Annotated in this window: 17 protein-coding genes; 12 read left to right on the top strand and 5 right to left on the bottom strand. The window is 67.0% G+C overall.

The genetic code is table 11. The annotated features are described in order from the left end of the window. Position 1 precedes the first annotated feature (1 nt). The 3 genes from AC3FKH_RS02375 to gatC form a co-directional block, all read right to left on the bottom strand. Complete coding sequence (locus tag AC3FKH_RS02375; RefSeq protein ID WP_488672592.1) at positions 2 to 466, bottom strand: hypothetical protein; 465 nt, start codon at positions 464 to 466, stop codon at positions 2 to 4. Beyond that, the gene (gatA, locus tag AC3FKH_RS02370; protein WP_488672590.1) at positions 463 to 1968 is read right to left on the bottom strand and encodes an Asp-tRNA(Asn)/Glu-tRNA(Gln) amidotransferase subunit GatA; all 1506 of its coding nucleotides are present in this window, start codon (positions 1966 to 1968) and stop codon (positions 463 to 465) included. The genes AC3FKH_RS02375 and gatA overlap by 4 nt, the downstream gene beginning before the upstream one ends. 64 nt (positions 1969 to 2032) lie before the next feature. Further along, a complete protein-coding gene (gatC, locus tag AC3FKH_RS02365) occupies positions 2033 to 2332 on the bottom strand; it encodes an Asp-tRNA(Asn)/Glu-tRNA(Gln) amidotransferase subunit GatC (protein WP_488672588.1) in 300 nt (99 codons plus the stop codon). A 620-nt stretch (positions 2333 to 2952) separates the two neighbouring features. On the opposite strand from gatC, the gene AC3FKH_RS02360 reads away from it, so the two are divergent. From AC3FKH_RS02360 to AC3FKH_RS02330, 7 genes are all read left to right on the top strand, one after another. Then, a complete protein-coding gene (locus tag AC3FKH_RS02360) occupies positions 2953 to 3996 on the top strand; it encodes a rod shape-determining protein (RefSeq protein WP_483710076.1) in 1044 nt (347 codons plus the stop codon). Between the two features lie 205 nt (positions 3997 to 4201). Then, a complete protein-coding gene (gene mreC / locus AC3FKH_RS02355) occupies positions 4202 to 5167 on the top strand; it encodes a rod shape-determining protein MreC (RefSeq protein ID WP_488672585.1) in 966 nt (321 codons plus the stop codon). Further along, positions 5167 to 5679: a rod shape-determining protein MreD gene (gene mreD, locus AC3FKH_RS02350; RefSeq protein WP_224082885.1), complete on the top strand. Its 513-nt coding sequence runs from the start codon at positions 5167 to 5169 to the stop codon at positions 5677 to 5679. Before mreC ends, mreD begins: the two co-directional genes overlap by 1 nt. 39 nt (positions 5680 to 5718) lie before the next feature. After that, the gene (gene mrdA / locus AC3FKH_RS02345; RefSeq protein WP_488672583.1) at positions 5719 to 8016 is read left to right on the top strand and encodes a penicillin-binding protein 2; all 2298 of its coding nucleotides are present in this window, start codon (positions 5719 to 5721) and stop codon (positions 8014 to 8016) included. 11 nt (positions 8017 to 8027) lie between these two features. Further along, positions 8028 to 9170 (top strand): rod shape-determining protein RodA, encoded by a 1143-nt coding sequence (rodA, locus tag AC3FKH_RS02340; protein ID WP_488672581.1) that lies wholly within the window; start codon positions 8028 to 8030, stop codon positions 9168 to 9170. 83 nt (positions 9171 to 9253) lie between these two features. After that, positions 9254 to 9925, top strand: coding sequence for a DUF484 family protein (locus AC3FKH_RS02335; RefSeq protein ID WP_483730909.1), 672 nt, complete (start codon positions 9254 to 9256; stop codon positions 9923 to 9925). Positions 9926 to 9960: 35 nt separating this feature from the next. Next, on the top strand, positions 9961 to 11007 hold the full coding sequence (locus tag AC3FKH_RS02330; protein ID WP_488672580.1) for a tyrosine recombinase XerC: 1047 nt from the start codon (positions 9961 to 9963) through the stop codon (positions 11005 to 11007). 4 nt (positions 11008 to 11011) lie between these two features. Here the strand turns inward: AC3FKH_RS02330 and AC3FKH_RS02325 are convergent, their stop codons facing one another. Continuing rightward, positions 11012 to 11971: a transcriptional regulator GcvA gene (locus tag AC3FKH_RS02325; protein ID WP_488672578.1), complete on the bottom strand. Its 960-nt coding sequence runs from the start codon at positions 11969 to 11971 to the stop codon at positions 11012 to 11014. Between the two features lie 37 nt (positions 11972 to 12008). Beyond that, positions 12009 to 12176 (bottom strand): hypothetical protein, encoded by a 168-nt coding sequence (locus AC3FKH_RS02320; RefSeq protein ID WP_488672576.1) that lies wholly within the window; start codon positions 12174 to 12176, stop codon positions 12009 to 12011. Between AC3FKH_RS02320 and AC3FKH_RS02315 the strand changes: the two genes are divergently transcribed. From AC3FKH_RS02315 to AC3FKH_RS02295, 5 genes are all read left to right on the top strand, one after another. Continuing rightward, on the top strand, positions 12175 to 12543 hold the full coding sequence (locus tag AC3FKH_RS02315; protein WP_488672575.1) for a DUF2917 domain-containing protein: 369 nt from the start codon (positions 12175 to 12177) through the stop codon (positions 12541 to 12543). The genes AC3FKH_RS02320 and AC3FKH_RS02315 overlap by 2 nt on opposite strands. 165 nt (positions 12544 to 12708) lie before the next feature. Next, a complete protein-coding gene (gene lipB / locus AC3FKH_RS02310; protein ID WP_488672574.1) occupies positions 12709 to 13419 on the top strand; it encodes a lipoyl(octanoyl) transferase LipB in 711 nt (236 codons plus the stop codon). A gap of 49 nt (positions 13420 to 13468) precedes the next feature. Continuing rightward, positions 13469 to 14464, top strand: coding sequence for a lipoyl synthase (gene lipA, locus AC3FKH_RS02305; RefSeq protein WP_488672572.1), 996 nt, complete (start codon positions 13469 to 13471; stop codon positions 14462 to 14464). Between the two features lie 284 nt (positions 14465 to 14748). Continuing rightward, a complete protein-coding gene (pxpB, locus tag AC3FKH_RS02300) occupies positions 14749 to 15399 on the top strand; it encodes a 5-oxoprolinase subunit PxpB (RefSeq protein WP_488672570.1) in 651 nt (216 codons plus the stop codon). After that, positions 15396 to 16415 (top strand): 5-oxoprolinase subunit C family protein, encoded by a 1020-nt coding sequence (locus AC3FKH_RS02295; protein WP_488672568.1) that lies wholly within the window; start codon positions 15396 to 15398, stop codon positions 16413 to 16415. Before pxpB ends, AC3FKH_RS02295 begins: the two co-directional genes overlap by 4 nt. Positions 16416 to 16424 lie beyond the last annotated feature (9 nt).

Below are 16424 nucleotides of genomic sequence, written 5' to 3'. Positions count from 1 at the left end.
CTCAGCGGGTTTGCGCGCAGGCGCCGGTGCCCGGCTCGAACATGACCGGCCAGGCCTGTTCGTAGATGCCCGGCGTGCAGCGCTGCGCGCAGTTGGCATGCGCCAGCGTGACGCGGCGCGGATCTTGCCAGACCATCAGCTTGCAGCCGCTGCCGTCATTGGCGCGCAGCTCGATATGCGGCTTCTTCTGTGTCTGGCGGAAATCGGCCAGGTTGAACGTGCACGAGCCACGCTTGCCGACCCACAGCTTCCATGAGAGCTGCTGCACGCTGTTGTCGGACACGCGCAACTGGGCGTCCTCGCGGAAGCCGTCTTCCTCGGTGCGGCGGCAGTCGCCGACGATGTCGATATCGCGGGCCGCGATCGGCGTCGGCTTGCCGAGGATCGGCAACTGGATGCAGCCGGCCACCACCGCGGCCAGGGCCGCGGCGAGGATCAGGCGGAAGACTTGCGCAAGCCGTTTCATGCCTTGGCGGGACGGCGCAGGTGCCAGTCGGTGGCCTGCTGGAACGCGTGCGCGGTCTGGAGCAGCTGCGCTTCGTCGAAGTAGTTGCCGATCAGCTGCAGGCCGACCGGCATATTGCCTTCGCCGAAGCCGCACGGCACGCTCATGCCGGGCAGGCCGGCCAGGCTGGTCGACAGCGTGAAGATGTCGGCCAGGTACATCTGCACCGGGTCGGAAGTCTTCTCGCCGAGCTTCCACGCCACCGTCGGCGCGACCGGGCCCATGATCACGTCGCACTGGGCAAACGCGCGCTGGAAGTCGTCGGCGATGATGCGGCGGATCTTCTGCGCCTGCAGGTAGTAGGCGTCGTAGTAGCCGTGCGACAGCACGTAGGCGCCCACCATGATGCGGCGCTTGACCTCGGTGCCGAAGCCTTCGGCACGGGTCTTCTTGTACATGTCGAGCAGGTCGCGGTACTCGGCGGCGCGGTGGCCGTAGCGCACGCCGTCGAAGCGCGACAGGTTCGACGACGCCTCGGCCGGCGCGATCACGTAGTACACGGGGATCGACAGCTCGGTCTTGGGCAGCGAGACCTCCACCAGCGTGGCGCCGAGCTGCTCGTACTGGCGCAGCGCGGCGCGCACGGTCTCTTCCACGTCGGGCGACAGGCCCTTGCCGAAGTACTCGCGCGGCAGGCCGATGCGCAGGCCCGCCAGCGGCTGGCTTTCCGAGGCACCGGCGCGCGCGCGGCCCAGGTGGCGCGTGAAGTCCTCATCCACGCCGCCTTGCTCGGGCGGGATGCTGGTCGAATCCTTCGGGTCGAAGCCGGCCATGGCGTTGAGCAGCAGGGCGCAGTCCTCGGCGGTGTGGGCCATCGGGCCGCCCTGGTCCAGCGACGACGCAAAGGCGATCATGCCGTAGCGCGACACGCGGCCATAGGTCGGCTTGATGCCGGTGATGCCCGAGAACGACGACGGCTGGCGGATCGAGCCGCCGGTGTCGGTGCCGGTCGCGGCCGGCGCCAGGCCGGCAGCCACGGCAGCGGCCGAGCCGCCCGACGAGCCGCCCGGGACGCGGTCGGTGTCCCACGGGTTGCGCACGGCGCCAAAGAACGAGTTCTCGTTGGACGAGCCCATCGCGAACTCGTCCATATTGGTCTTGCCCAGCGTGACCATGCCGGCGGCGGCCATGCGCTCGACCACGGTGGCGTCGAACGGGCTTTCGTAGTTGGCCAGCATCTTCGAGCCGGCCGTCGCGCGCCAGCCACGCGTGACGAACACGTCCTTGTGGGCCACCGGCACGCCGGTCAGCAGCGTGGCCTCGCCGCGGGCGCGGCGCGCATCGGCTTCGCGCGCCTGGGCCAGCGTGCGTTCGGCGTCGACATGGGTGAAGGCGTTCAGTGCGCCGGCCTGCTCGATGCGGGCCAGGTAGGTGCGGGCGAGTTCCTCGGCGGAGACGGTGCGCGCGGCCAGGGCATCGGCAAGCTGGCGCAGGGAGGTCACGGAATCAGCGGAAAAGGGCATGAGAGTCGGTGGGCATCAGGGGTGGCGTGCGTCGGTGCGGTGCGGTCGGGACATCCGGCCGGGGTCATTCAATGACCTTGGGCACCAGGTAGAGGCCATCCTGGGTGGCCGGCGCGGGGCGCTGGTAGTCTTCGCGCCGGTCGCTTTCGGTCACGGCGTCTGCCCGCAGGCGCTGCGCCATGTCGCGCACGGTGGCCAGCGGGTGGGCCAGGGGCTCGATGCCGGAGGTATCGACCGCCTGCATCTGCTCGACCAGCGAAAAGAAATTATTGAGCTGCGCAAGCGTCTGGGACGCCTCTTCATCGGTGGTTTCGATGCGGACCAGATGGGCGATGCGCTTGACGTCGGATAGGTCGAGGGCCATGGCGAGGTGGATAGTTCGGGTGCAAAAAGGCGCTTGCGGCACAGGCGCCAGGGGCATGCGGCGGGTGCGTCGCGCGGCCGGGGCAGGTGCCGGAGGGGCGCCCCGGGGTCGTCGGATCAGCTGTGGTTTTCAGGCCGTAAACGCCCGATTCAGCAGGAATTATAAGGTATCATTGCGTGCCTCCCGACCTTTGGCAGCGTCTACGCCACATGACCGCCGGCGTTATCTCGCGGGTGCGCAAATTGTCACTTTTTCGGCATAAGTTTTGCTGCCGTCAAACGTGCTCCGGACTGCACTGGCCACGTGCCGTGCGCTGCCCGAGGCGCGATGGTCTGGGTCCCTCTGATTAGCCCTCCGCTGCATTGCTGATCTTCAGCAAACTGGCATCGACGTGATCTTTTCGCGAACTTTTTCGTGAGGTCTAATCAAAGGTTCCCGTAAGAGTGGTGCGCGACTGCGCACTGCGGCGGTTTGCCGACGCCCCTGCGAGGGGGCGGCTGGCCGGCTGGCCGGTGCCCGGGACGCCTCGACCTTACCCGCATGAACATATATTGTGGCCGGCCCGCAGGCGGTGCCGGCCACTTCGCCTACCCGCGAACCCAACAGAAACAGGATTCCTGATGTTCGGATTTCTCCGCAGCTACTTCTCCAACGACCTCGCCATCGACCTCGGCACCGCCAACACGCTGATCTATATGCGCGACAAGGGCATCGTCCTGGACGAGCCTTCGGTCGTGGCCATCCGCCAGGAAGGCGGACCCAACGCCAAGAAGACCATCCAGGCGGTGGGCAAGGAAGCCAAGCAGATGCTGGGCAAGGTGCCGGGCAATATCGAGGCGATCCGCCCGATGAAGGACGGCGTGATCGCCGACTTCACCGTCACCGAGCAGATGCTCAAGCAGTTCATCAAAATGGTGCATGACACCAAGCTGCTGCGTCCGAGCCCGCGCATCATCATCTGCGTGCCGTGCGGTTCGACCCAGGTCGAGCGCCGCGCCATCCGCGAATCGGCGCTGGGCGCCGGCGCCAGCCAGGTGTACCTGATCGAGGAGCCGATGTCGGCCGCGATCGGCGCCGGCCTGCCGGTGTCGGAGCCGTCGGGCTCGATGGTGGTGGACATCGGCGGCGGCACCACCGAGGTGGGCATCATCTCGCTGGGCGGCATGGTCTACAAGGGTTCGGTGCGCGTCGGCGGCGACAAGTTCGATGAGGCCATCGTCAACTACATCCGCCGCAACTACGGCATGCTGATCGGCGAACAGACCGCCGAAGCCATCAAGAAGGAAATCGGCTCGGCTTTCCCGGGTTCCGAAGTCCGCGAGATGGAGGTCAAGGGCCGCAACCTGTCCGAAGGCATCCCGCGTGCCTTCACGGTGTCGTCCAACGAAATCCTGGAAGCGCTGACCGATCCGCTCAACCAGATCGTGTCGGCCGTCAAGATCGCGCTGGAACAGACCCCGCCCGAACTGGGCGCCGACATTGCCGAGCGCGGCATGATGCTGACCGGCGGCGGCGCGCTGCTGCGCGACCTGGACCGCCTGCTGGCCGAGGAAACCGGCCTGCCGGTGCTGGTCGCCGAAGACCCGCTGACCTGCGTGGTGCGCGGTTCCGGCATGGCGCTGGAACGCATGGACAAGCTGGGCGGCATCTTCTCGTACGAGTAAGGCCACCGGATTGCACGCGGCGATGCACCGCCTGCCGGATCTCCTGATCAGGGCTGCGGGGCAAGGCCGCGTCCGCGGGCACGCTCCCGCGGAAACGATTGCCGCCTCCGTGCTGTCCGGCCGGGGCGGCAATGTCTTTGCGCTTTCGGTATTGCTTCCGCTTTCGCTTCCGTCTTCCATCCCGTCAACGCCCGCGCCCGGCTAAATGGATTACTCTCCACCGCCGCTTTTCAAGCAAGGGACTTCGGCCGTCGCGCGCCTGGTCCTGTACGTGGCCATCGCGCTGGCGCTGCTGATCGTCGATGCGCGCTTCAATGCGCTCAGCGTCGTGCGCCAGGTGGCCGCCACGGTGCTGATGCCGATCGAGCGCGTCGTGCTGGTGCCGCGCGATGCGCTGCGCGCCGTGTTCGACTACGCGCAATCGTCCGCCGCGCTGGCCAGCGAAAACCGTGAACTGCGCCTCGGCGCCGTGCAGCAGGCCGAAGCCTCGGTGCGCCAGGCGCAGCTCGAGGCCGAGAACAACCAGTTGCGCAAGCTGCTGAGCCTGCAGCAGCAGTCGGCCACGCCGGTCACGGCGGCGGAAATCCTCTACGACGCGCGTGACCCGTATTCGCAGCGCATCGTGATCGACAAGGGCAGCCAGCAAGGGCTGCGCGCCGGCTACCCGGTGATCGACGAACGCGGCGTGGTGGGTCAGGTGACGCGGGTCTCGCCGTTCCAGTCCGAAGTCACGCTGCTGACCGACAAGGACCTGGCGATTCCCGTGCAGGTGGTGCGCAACGGCCTGCGCAGCGTGGCCTTCGGCGGCGCGCGCGCCGGCCAGCTCGACCTGCGCTTCATGGCCGCGGCGGCCGACTTGCAGCAGGGCGACCTGCTCGTGACATCCGGACTCGACGGCACTTACCCGCCTGGCCTGCCGGTGGCAAAGATCACGCATATCGAGCGCAAGGCCGATACCGCCTTCTCGCGCGTGTGGTGCGAACCGGTGGCGGGCGTGCGTGCGCACCGCCAGCTGCTGGTGGTGCGCTACGACTCCGCCATGCCGCCGCGCGAAGCGGCCGAGGACAAGCCCGATGCGCCCGCCAAGGGGGCCCGCTCGGCCGCCGCGCGTGCCGCGGCAGCCAGCGCCGCGGCGGCCAAGGCTGGCCCCGCCGCCAAGGAGGCTCAATAGTGACCAATCCCCAGTACCTGCTGCGCCCGGTGAACCCCGCGTTCATCGCGTTCAGCTTTGTCATGGCGTTCCTGTTCAACCTGATGCCGTGGGGCACCACCTTGTGGATCCCCGACATGGTGGCGCTGGTGCTGGTGTTCTGGAACATCCACCAGCCGCGCAAGGTCGGCATGGGCGTGGCGTTCGCGCTGGGCCTGCTGATGGACGTGCATGACGCGCGCCTGCTGGGCGAGCATGCGGTGGCCTATACGCTGCTGGCCTATTTCGCCATCACCATCCACCGCCGCGTGCTGTGGTTCACGGTCTACACGCAGGCGCTGCACGTGCTGCCGCTGCTGTTCGTCGCGCACGCGGTGCCGGTGGTGATCCGCCTGGCCATGGGCGCGCCGCTGCCGGGCTGGCCGCTGCTGCTGGCGCCCGGCATCGAAGCGCTGCTCTGGCCGATGGCTACCGCCGTGCTGCTCGCACCGCAGCGCCGCTCGGTCGACGTCGACGAAACGCGTCCGATCTGAGCGCGACCAACGTATCCAACCCGGCAACCCGGCAGTACCATGACCGAAATCCGCAACGTCGAACTGGAAATCGGCCGCTTTCGCCTCCGCGTAGCGGCCGCGGCGCTGTTCACGGTGATCTGCTTCGGGCTGCTGTTCACGCGCTTCCTTTGGCTGCAGTGGTACAAGCATGACCAGTATTCGGCCAAGGCCGAGGACAACCGCATCTCCGTGGCGCCGATCGAGCCCAACCGCGGCATCATCATGGACCGCAACGGCATCGTGCTGGCGCGCAACTACTCGGCCTACACGCTCGAGATCACGCCGTCCAAGCTGACCGATACGCTCGACAACACCATTGAAGCGCTGTCGTCGCTGGTCGACATCCAGCCGCGCGACCGGCGCCGCTTCAAGCGCCTGCAGGAAGAGTCGCGCAGCTTCGAAAGCCTGCCGATTCGCAGCCAGCTGACGGACCAGGAGGTGGCGCGCTTTTCCGCGCAGCGCTTCCGCTTCCCCGGCGTGGATGTGCGCGCGCGGCTGTTCAGGCAGTATCCGCTCGGCGAATCGGCATCGCACGTGATCGGCTATCTGGGCCGCATCTCGCAGCGCGACCAGGAACGCATCGAGGCCATGGACGAGGCCAACGACGCCGATGGCGCGAAGTACGATCCGCGCAAGGACGCCGACAACTACAAGGGCTCGAACTACATCGGCAAGATCGGGCTGGAGCAGAGCTACGAAACCGAACTGCACGGGCTGACCGGCTTCGAGGAAGTCGAGGTCAGCGCAGGCGGGCGGCCCATCCGCACGCTGTCGACGTCTCCCGCCACGCCGGGCAATAACCTGATCCTGTCGCTGGACATCCGCCTGCAGCAGCTGGCCGAGGAACTGTTCGGCGACCGCCGCGGCGCGCTCGTGGCGATCGAGCCTTCCACGGGCGACATCCTGGCCTTCGTGTCCAAGCCAACCTTTGACCCGAACCTGTTCGTCGAAGGCATCGATTCGAACACCTGGAACGAACTCAACGGTTCGCCCGACAAGCCGCTGCTGAACCGGCCGCTGCGGGGCACCTATCCGCCGGGCTCGACCTACAAGCCGTTCATGGCGCTGGCGGCGCTGACCACGGGCAAGCGCACGGCGGCGTGGGGTATGCATGACCCGGGCTCGTTCACGCTGGGCAACCACACCTTCCGCGACGACAAGCCGGGCGGCCACGGCTGGGTCGACATGCACAGCTCGATCGTGCAGTCGTGCGATACCTACTACTACGCGCTCGCGCGCGACATGGGCGTCAATGCGATCCATGATTTCATGAAGCCGCTGGGCTTCGGCCAGATCACGGGCATCGACATCGAGGGCGAAAGCCGCGGCATCCTGCCGTCCACGGACTGGAAGCGCAAGGCCTACCGCAAGCCCGAGCAGCAGAAGTGGTATGACGGCGAGACCATTTCACTGGGCATCGGCCAGGGCTACAACAGCTTCACGATCCTGCAGCTGGCTAACGCGATTTCCATCATCGTCAATAACGGCGCGGCGATGAAGCCGCACCTGGTCAAGGCCGTGGAGGACTCGGTCACGCGCAAGCGCACGCTGACGGTGCCCAAGGAAAGCTACCGGCTTGACTTCAAGCAGGCCGACATCGACGTGATCAAGCGCGCGATGGTCGCGGTGACGCACTCGGGCACCGCCGCGCGCGTGTTCGCCGGTGCGGCCTACGAGTCTGCCGGCAAGACCGGTACGGCCCAGACCTACACGCTCGGCAAGAACGAGAAGTACAACCACCACGCGCTGGACGAGCGCAAGCGCGACCATTCGCTCTACACCGCGTTCGCGCCTGCCGACAACCCCAAGATCGCGCTGGCGCTGATTGTCGAGAACGCGGGCTTCGGCGCTGCGGTGGCGGCCCCGATCGCGCGCAAGGTGATGGACTATTACCTGCTCGGCAAGTGGCCGGCGGAACTGGAGGCCTCGGCGCCGCCGCCGGCCGAGCGGCCACCGGTCGATACGGCCAGCGTCTTCACCACCGGCAACACCGCGAGCATCGCCAGCGCGACGGTGATGTCGAGCGGTGCCAGTGCCGTGGCGGCCAGCGCGGTTGGTGCCGCTTCCGTGGCGTCGGCGGCGCCGGCGTCCGCGGTGGCGGGCGCCTCCGCGGCCGTGGCGCTCGACCCCGCCGCGATCGCGCCGGCTTCGGCCGTCGAGACGCTGGACGAGCGCATGCTGCAGGCGCTGGGCCACAGCAAGCCGAAGCCCGTGGCACCGGCCTCCGCGGCAGCCGCCGCCAAGGCGCCCGCGCCCAAACCACGCGTCAAGCCCGTAGCCGCCACGCCGGCAACGGGCGCCGACGTCACCCGTTGAAGGAGACGCGCATGGACAAGCGTCGCGTCCTGTCGCTGATCAAGACAGCGTTCACCGGCTTCGACAAGCCGCTGGCGCTGATCGTGTTCCTGTTGTTCGCCACCGGCATCGTGGCCCTGTACTCGGCCGCCATCGACATGCCGGGCCGGGTCGAGGACCAGCTGCGCAATATCCTGCTGTCGTACGTGGTGATGCTGGTGATCGCTTACCTGCCCACGCAGACGCTGATGCGCGTGGCGGTGCCGATCTATACCATCGGCGTGGCGTTGCTGATCGCGGTGGCCATGTTCGGCCTGATCCGCAAGGGCGCGCGCCGCTGGCTCTACGTGGGCATGGTGATCCAGCCGTCCGAGATCATGAAGATTTCCATGCCGCTGATGCTGGCCTGGTACTTCCAGAAGCGCGAGGGCGTGGTCCGATGGTATGACTTCGCGGTGGCGCTGCTGCTGCTGCTGATCCCGGTCGGCCTGATCGCCAAGCAGCCCGACCTGGGCACGGCGCTGCTGGTGATGGCGGCGGGCATCTACGTGATCTACTTTGCCGGCCTGACCTGGCGCATCATCCTGCCGCTGATGGCGATGCTGGTGGTGGCGGTCTCGCTGCTGATCACGTTCCAGAACGACATCTGCGCGCCCGGCGTGACCTGGCCGGTCCTGCATGACTACCAGCAGCATCGCGTGTGCACGCTGCTCGATCCGACCACCGACCCGCTCGGCAAGGGCTTCCACACGATCCAGTCGATCATCGCGATCGGCTCGGGCGGCGTCGAGGGCAAGGGCTGGCTCAAGGGCACCCAGACCCACCTGGAATTCATCCCGGAAAAGCACACCGACTTTATCTTCGCGGTGTATTCGGAGGAGTTCGGCCTGATCGGCAATGCCATCCTGCTGGTGCTGTACCTGCTGCTGATCTTCCGCGGCCTGTTCATTGCCGCCAACGCGCCGACGCTGTTCTCGCGGCTGCTGGCCGGCTCCATCACGCTGATCTTCTTCACCTATGCCTTCGTCAACATGGGCATGGTGAGCGGCATCCTGCCGGTGGTGGGCGTGCCGCTGCCGCTGATGAGCTACGGCGGCACGGCGCTGGTGACGCTGGGCGCGGGCATCGGCATCCTGATGGCGATTTCCCGACAGAAACGGCTGATCCAGACGTAATACAGAGGGACGATGGCCCAGGGCGGGGCGCCGGCGCCCCGCTTTGCTAAACTGCCATGCAAAATTCTCTCGGTTCGAAGCCCATGAACGCCCAAGACGTCGCCGCCTACCTGCAGAGCAATCCCCAGTTCTTCGAAGACCATGCCGAGCTGCTCGCCACCGTGCAGCTGACCAGCCCGCACAGCCACCGTGCGGTGTCGCTGCAGGAACGGCAGATGGAAATCCTGCGTGAAAAGAACAAGGTACTGGAACTGCGCCTGGCCGACCTGATGCGCCACGGGCACGACAATGACCGCACCCAGCAGCGCATGCATGCCTGGCAAATGCGGCTGATGGGCGAGCCGGACTCCCACGCGTTGCCCTATGCCGTGCAGGACGGCCTGCAGCAGGTGTTCGATGTGCCCGCCGTGGCGCTCAAGCTGTGGGATGTGGCGGAGCAGTATGCCCATATGGAAGTGGCGCAGGGCGGCAGCGATGACCTGCAACTGTTCTCCGAAGGCCTGCGCGCACCGTACTGTGGCGCCAACGCGGGTTTCGAGGCGGCCGGCCTGCTGGAACTCGACGAAGTCGCATCGCTCGCCATGGTGGCCTTGCGTCCGCCCGTGCGCACCGCCGGCGAGGTGCCGGGCCCGGCCTTCGGCCTGCTGGTGCTGGGCTCGCCCGACCCGCGCCGTTTCCTCGAGGGCATGGGCACGGCCTACCTGACGCAGATCGGCGAAGTGGCCGGTGCCGCGCTGAATCGCCTGCGCGACTGAATTCCAGCGGGCCGCGTCGTCCACGCCTTGCTTCCATGACCCACGATCCGACCAAGGTCTCAGTGGCGGATACGGAGCCGCCGGCGGCCGACCCCGTCATCGCGCAATATCTGGCCTGGCTGCAAGGCAGCCGCAAGCTTGCCGAACACACCATCAGCAGTTATCGCCGCGACCTGACCGCGCTGCAGGCGCACGCCGCCAGGCACGCGCCGGGCTTTGCGCTGCTGGCGCTGCAGACCCGCCATATCCGCGCCTTTGCCGCGCGCCTGCATGGTGCAGGCCTGGCGGGCACCACGATTGCCCGCACCTTGTCGGCCTGGCGTGGCTTCTATCTTTGGGCGGCGCAGCACGGCCTCGGCGTCCAGGCCAATCCGGTGGATGGCGTGCGCGCGCCGCGTTCCGGTCACCGGCTGCCCAAGGCGCTATCCGTCGAGCATGCCGTGGCGCTGGTCTCGCATTCCGCGGGGACCGATGCCGCCGCGCTGCGCGACCAGGCCGTGTGGGAGTTGTTCTATTCCAGCGGATTGCGCTTGTCGGAACTGGTGCAGCTCGACGCCTGCTATGAAAAGCGCGATGGCTATGAATCGGCCGGCTGGCTCGATATGTCCGGCGCCGAACTGACCGTGACTGGCAAGGGCTCGCGCCGGCGCACGTTGCCGGTCGGCAGCAAGGCGATGGAAGCGTTGCGCGGCTGGCTTGCCGTGCGCGAGCAGCTATTGCGGCCGGGTGCCGCGCCCGAGGATGCGTCCGCACTGTTCCTCGGTGCGCGCGGACACCGGCTGTCGATGCGCGTGGTGCAGTTGCGGCTCAAGGAGCAGGCGATTCGTGCCGGCGTGCCAGCCGACGTGCATCCGCATATGCTGAGGCATTCGTTTGCGACGCATATGCTGCAATCGTCGGGCGACCTGCGGGCGGTGCAGGAGCTGCTCGGGCATGCCAGCATCTCCACGACGCAGATCTACACGTCGCTGGACTTCCAGCATCTGGCCAAGGTCTATGACAAGGCGCATCCGCGGGCCGGAAGGGCGGCGTCGGCAAAGGACCAGGACGACGATGACAAGGCGTCGCCCGTGAAGGACTGAGTTCTCAATCCGCCCACTGCGCCAGCACTTCCCGGAACCGGTCGATCTCCGGCAACAGCCAACCTCGAAACGCCTGCACTTTCGGCGAATCCAGCGCCCCGGGCGCGCAGACGAAATACAGCAGCCACGGGCACGGAATGCTGACATCGAACAGCCGCACCACGCGGCCGGAAAGCAGGTCGTTGTAGGCCAGCGAAGAGCGGATCAGTGTGACGCCCTGGCCCTCGGCCGCTGCCTGCAGCAACAGCGACGAATCTTCGAGCAATAGCCCCTTGCGCGGCTCGGGCCAGTCCAGCCCTGCGGCTTCGAACCATGGCTTCCAGGGGTCGCCTTCGCCGCGCAGCAAGTTCAGGCCGGCCAGGTCGGCAGGCCGCTCCGGCAGGCGTCCGCCGTTGAAGGCGGGGCTGCAGACCGGAAAGAACACATCATCGAGCAGCTTTTCCACGTACAGGCCCGGATAGTCGCCAGTGCCCATGCGCAGCGCGATATCGACCTCTTCCTGGCCGAAATCCACGAGCGTATTCGACGACAGCAGCTCGACGTCCAGCTCCGGATGCCGTTCGATAAAGCTGCCAATGCGCGGCATGAGCCAGCGCGCGGCGAATGACGGCATGGTGCTGATCGTCAGCCGCTTCTCGCGGTTGCCGGACTGCAGCACGCGCGTGGCGTCGGCGATCTGCAGCAGGGCATCGCGGATGCGCTCGGCGTAAAGGCGCCCCGCCGGTGTCAGCGCCACGCGTTTGCCGTGGCGTTCGAACAGCGGCATCGCAAGTTCCTCTTCCAGCGCGCGGATCTGGTGGCTGACCGCGCCGTGCGTGACGAACAGTTCCGTCGCCGCGCGCGAAAAGCTCTCGTGCCGGGCCGCCGCCTCGAACGCGCGCAACGCCGTCAGCGCCGGCAGGCGCGGCAATTCGCGGTGCCAGCCACGCGGCATATCCCTTTCCCATGCACCTTTCCATGCCATGACACGCTCCGCTTTGTGAATTTGGCTAACAAGAACCTTAAAAATATATCGTTTTGCCAGTGCCCGGGCAATCACTAGAATTCAGTTCACCGGCGCCCCATTGCCACGACGAATCGAAGTGTACTGGCAGGAAAACCAGGCCAGTACCGGTCATGTGGCAAGACTCGGCAAGCGTGCCGAGGCCGGCGGACAGGAGATCCATCATGCAAGCTCTGCTCACAACGACAGTTTTCACCCTGAATCCCGGCGAAGTCACCGCGCTGTCCATGCATGTGGCACAGCGCCTCCACGTGGAAGATGCCGCCGGCACCGACCTGTGGATCACCCGCGAAGGCGATTCCGAGGACTACTGGCTGCGTTGTGGCGGGAGCCTGCTGCTGCGGCGTGGCGATGAAGTGGTCTTGAGCATCGATCCGCGTGCCCGCCGTGCCGTGCGCCTGGCGCTGATCGCCGAGGCGCGCCGCCCGGCGCTGACGCTGGCCGATGTCCCCCACCTTGTGTACCGCAGCTTGCGGCGCCTGGTTCGAGGCACGGAATGGACGCCGGGCGACGACCACGCCAAGGCCGCGTGACGCGATGGGCGGAGAGACGTCCGAAGCTCATGCGCCAAGGCTGCGCCTGGTCTGGTCGAGGCCGGGTGATGAAACCGGCAGCCTGGACACGCGGCCGGACTGACTAATTCCCCATGAACGTGGCAGGGGCCGGCGTAAGCCGGCCCTTTTCGTTACACTCTCGCCATGCATCCGATTCAAGTCTTCGAGCGGGGCCGCGAGGATTACCAGCCCTGCTTCGACGCGATGCGCGCCTTCACTGCCGCGCGCACGCCCGAGACGCCCGACCAGGTCTGGCTGGTCGAGCACCCGCCGGTCTACACGCTTGGCCAGGCGGGCGATCCCGCGCACCTGCTGGCGCCGGATGCGCACATCCCGATGGTGCAGATCGACCGTGGTGGACAGATCACTTATCATGGCCCAGGCCAGGTGGTGGCTTATCTCTTGCTCGATCTCAAGCGTCGCAAACTGATGGTGCGCGAACTGGTGAACGACATCGAGCAGGCCGTGCTGGACACGCTTGCCGCGTATAATCTCGCGGCTGAGCGCAAGCCCGGCGCCCCCGGCATTTACCTGTCGGACGGGCCGCACCGGGGCGCGAAGATTGCCGCACTCGGGCTCAAGATCCGCAATGGCTGCAGCTATCACGGCGTCAGCCTGAACGTGCAGATGGATCTGGCGCCGTTCCTGCGCATCAATCCGTGCGGCTATGCCGGACTGGAAACGGTCGACATGGCCACTGCCGGTGGACACTGGCAGGACCAGCCCGTGACCGCCGCACAACAAACTGACATCGCGCGACGCCTGGCGGCGGCATTGTGCGAGGTGCTGGCAGCGCGCGAGGCCCGTGCGCTGGCGGCAGACAAGACTGCCGCCACGCCGGCCCTGGCCTCTTAGTGACAAGCTGACAAGCGAATTGCACGCCGTTGCGCGTGCGGAGAAATTTATGAGCGACGCCCTGATCGCCTCCTCCAGCGAAGCCCCGCAATCCCCCGCGGAGCAGTACGATCCGACCCGCAAGCAGAAGTCTGCCGACAAGACCGCGCGCATCCCCATCAAGATCGTGCCGGCCGAAAAGCTCAAGAAGCCGGACTGGATCCGCGTGAAGGCCGCCACCGGCAACTCGCGCTTCTACGAGATCAAGGACATCCTGCGCGCCAATAATCTGGTGACGGTGTGCGAGGAAGCGAGCTGCCCGAACATCGGCGAATGCTTCGGCAAGGGCACGGCCACGTTCATGATCATGGGCGACAAGTGCACGCGCCGCTGCCCGTTCTGCGACGTCGGCCACGGCCGCCCCGATCCGCTCGACGTGAACGAGCCGGGCAACCTGGCGCGTACCATCGCCCAGCTCAAGCTGAACTACGTGGTGATCACCAGCGTCGACCGCGACGACCTGCGCGACGGCGGCGCCCAGCACTACGTGGACTGCATCAGCCAGACCCGCGAGCTGTCGCCCGTGACGCGCATCGAAGTGCTCGTCCCTGACTTCCGCGGCCGTCTCGACAAGGCGCTGGACATCCTGCAGGCCTGCCCGCCGGACGTGATGAACCACAACATGGAAACCGTACCGCGCCTGTACAAGCAAGCCCGCCCGGGCGCCGACTACGCGCACTCGCTCACGCTGCTGAAGGAATTCAAGCGCCGCAACCCGAACGTGGCGACCAAGTCCGGCCTGATGGTCGGCCTGGGCGAGACCGACGAGGAAATCCTCGAAGTCATGCGCGACATGCGCGCGCACGACATCGACATGCTGACCATCGGCCAGTATCTGGCGCCGTCGAACCACCACCTGCCGGTGCTGCGCTACGTGCATCCCGACACCTTCAAGATGTTCGAGGAAGAGGCCTACAAGATGGGCTTCACGCATGCCGCCGTGGGCGCGATGGTGCGCAGTTCGTACCACGCGGATCAGCAGGCGCATCAGGCAGGGTTTGCCTGAGCGGTTGCCGCATCCGGAATGAGCCAGAACGGCCGGGGAAACCCGGCCGTTTTTCTTTGCCGAAAGGGTATCCAAAGTGGGCGGTTTCTTTTCTCCCACAGACGCGTGAGAAGGGAGCAGCCGAGACTGAAGAGACCCGTCACGTATTAGGGTCAATCCTGAGTGCGACCCATATCCTCATTCCGTTACTATCAATTCATCGATAAATCATAGATAAATTGCTGATGCGTCACGTCCGGGGCCATACCGGCCTACACTGAATCAGCTTCGCGCTGGTGTTGCCTATGACCTCCTGTACCGTCCATCGTCTTGCCGAACAGGCGCTGCTCTGCAGCGCGCCGCCGCCGGCCTCGCTGGAAGTCCAGCGCCGCATCTGGGCCATGGCGGCGCGCGCGGCCGACTGGCGCGGCGTGGTGGACGTCGTGCCCGGCATGAACAACCTGACGGTGATCTTTGACGAGACCGCCGATGTCGCTGCGCTGGAGCGCAACCTGAAGCTCGCCTGGGCTTCGGGCGAGGCGAGCCAGGCCACCGGCCGGCTCGTGGAAATTCCAGTGCGCTACGGCGGCGAGCATGGACCCGACCTGTCCGACGTGGCCGCGCATACGGGCCTGCGCGCGCAGGAAGTGGTGCGCCGCCACAGCGCCGGCGAGTACGTGGTCTATTTCCTCGGTTTCCAGCCAGGCTTCGCCTACATGGGCGGACTGGCGCCGGAACTGGCGACGCCGCGCCGGCGCGAGCCGCGGCTGGCGGTCCCGGCCGGCTCGGTCGGCATCGGCGGCGAGCAGACCGGCATCTATCCGGCCTCGGCTCCGGGCGGCTGGCAGCTGATCGGGCGTACCGACGCCGCACTGTTCGTGGCAGATCGTGATCCGCCTTCGCTGCTCGCCCCCGGCGATACCGTGCGTTTTGTTGCCGAGGAGGTCATCGCGTGATCGAGATCATCCGACCCGGTGCGCTGGCCTCCGTGCAGGACCTTGGCCGCACCGGCTTTCGCCGTTTCGGCGTGGGTCGCTCCGGCGCCATGGACCCGCTGGCGCTGACCATCGGCAACCGGCTGCTCGGCAACGCGCCCGGCTGCGCCGCCATCGAGTTCACGCTGGGCCGTGCGGCCGTGCGCTTCCACGACGATATGCGCGTGGCACTGGCCGGCGCCGAGTGCAACGCCAACCTCGACGGGGTATCGGTCTGGTCGTGGCATGCGTTCGACGCTCACCGTGGCGAGACGCTGACGCTGCCCGCCATGCGCGGCGGCACGCGTGTCTACCTGTGCGTGGCAGGCGGCATCGATGTGGAGCCCGTCATGGGCTCGCGCAGCACTGACCTGAAGGCCGGCTTCGGCGGCTTTGGCGGCCGTGCCCTGCGCGAGGGCGACCGCCTTGCCGCCGCACGCCCCGGCGTGGCCGAGGGCTCGGACTGGCTCGGCGTGCAGGCGCCGTCGTGGGCGCTGCCGTGTGCCGATGCCGGCGGCGTCATGCCGATCCGAATGATGCCCGGTCCGGAGTACGGCGATTTCGAACCCGCTGCGCAGGCTGCGCTGTGGGAATCCGAGTGGACCATCACGCCAAATAGCAACCGCATGGGCCTGCGCCTGCAAGGCCCCGCGCTAGCACGCAAGGCCGAACGCAGCGCCGACCTGCTTTCGCACGGCGTGGTGCCGGGCGTGATCCAGGTGCCGCCGGCCGGCCAGCCGATCGCGCTGATGGCCGATGCGCAGACCACCGGCGGCTACCCGAAGATCGGCGTCGTGATCGGCGCCGACCTGTGGCGCCTGGCGCAGGTGCCGCTGGGCGCGCCGGTACGTTTCGTGCGCGTCACGCTCGAAGAGGCCGCCGCCGCGCAGGCAGCGGTGGATCGCTACCTGCGCCAGATCGACCAGGCCCTGCAATGGCAGGGCGATGGCATGACCATAGCCGCGCGCCGCCGTACCCGCACGCGCGCCGCAGCCTGAAGGAGAACC

This window comes from Cupriavidus sp. 21MJTG02-4 (assembly GCF_057798975.1).
Note: the sequence above shows the minus strand (reverse complement) of the source record. Positions and strands in the feature narration are given on the sequence as shown.

Excerpts from the sequence above, each read along its gene's own strand:
- AC3FKH_RS02375 (WP_488672592.1), bottom strand. The coding sequence starts at position 466 with ATGAAACGGCTTGCGCAAGTCTTCCGCCTGATCCTCGCCGCGGCCCTG.
- gatA (WP_488672590.1), bottom strand. The coding sequence starts at position 1,968 with ATGCCCTTTTCCGCTGATTCCGTGACCTCCCTGCGCCAGCTTGCCGAT.
- gatC (WP_488672588.1), bottom strand. The coding sequence starts at position 2,332 with ATGGCCCTCGACCTATCCGACGTCAAGCGCATCGCCCATCTGGTCCGC.
- AC3FKH_RS02360 (WP_483710076.1), top strand. The coding sequence starts at position 2,953 with ATGTTCGGATTTCTCCGCAGCTACTTCTCCAACGACCTCGCCATCGAC.
- mreC (WP_488672585.1), top strand. The coding sequence starts at position 4,202 with ATGGATTACTCTCCACCGCCGCTTTTCAAGCAAGGGACTTCGGCCGTC.
- mrdA (WP_488672583.1), top strand. The coding sequence starts at position 5,719 with ATGACCGAAATCCGCAACGTCGAACTGGAAATCGGCCGCTTTCGCCTC.
- rodA (WP_488672581.1), top strand. The coding sequence starts at position 8,028 with ATGGACAAGCGTCGCGTCCTGTCGCTGATCAAGACAGCGTTCACCGGC.
- AC3FKH_RS02335 (WP_483730909.1), top strand. The coding sequence starts at position 9,254 with ATGAACGCCCAAGACGTCGCCGCCTACCTGCAGAGCAATCCCCAGTTC.
- AC3FKH_RS02330 (WP_488672580.1), top strand. The coding sequence starts at position 9,961 with ATGACCCACGATCCGACCAAGGTCTCAGTGGCGGATACGGAGCCGCCG.
- AC3FKH_RS02325 (WP_488672578.1), bottom strand. The coding sequence starts at position 11,971 with ATGGCATGGAAAGGTGCATGGGAAAGGGATATGCCGCGTGGCTGGCAC.
- AC3FKH_RS02315 (WP_488672575.1), top strand. The coding sequence starts at position 12,175 with ATGCAAGCTCTGCTCACAACGACAGTTTTCACCCTGAATCCCGGCGAA.
- AC3FKH_RS02320 (WP_488672576.1), bottom strand. The coding sequence starts at position 12,176 with ATGATGGATCTCCTGTCCGCCGGCCTCGGCACGCTTGCCGAGTCTTGC.
- lipB (WP_488672574.1), top strand. The coding sequence starts at position 12,709 with ATGCATCCGATTCAAGTCTTCGAGCGGGGCCGCGAGGATTACCAGCCC.
- lipA (WP_488672572.1), top strand. The coding sequence starts at position 13,469 with ATGAGCGACGCCCTGATCGCCTCCTCCAGCGAAGCCCCGCAATCCCCC.
- pxpB (WP_488672570.1), top strand. The coding sequence starts at position 14,749 with ATGACCTCCTGTACCGTCCATCGTCTTGCCGAACAGGCGCTGCTCTGC.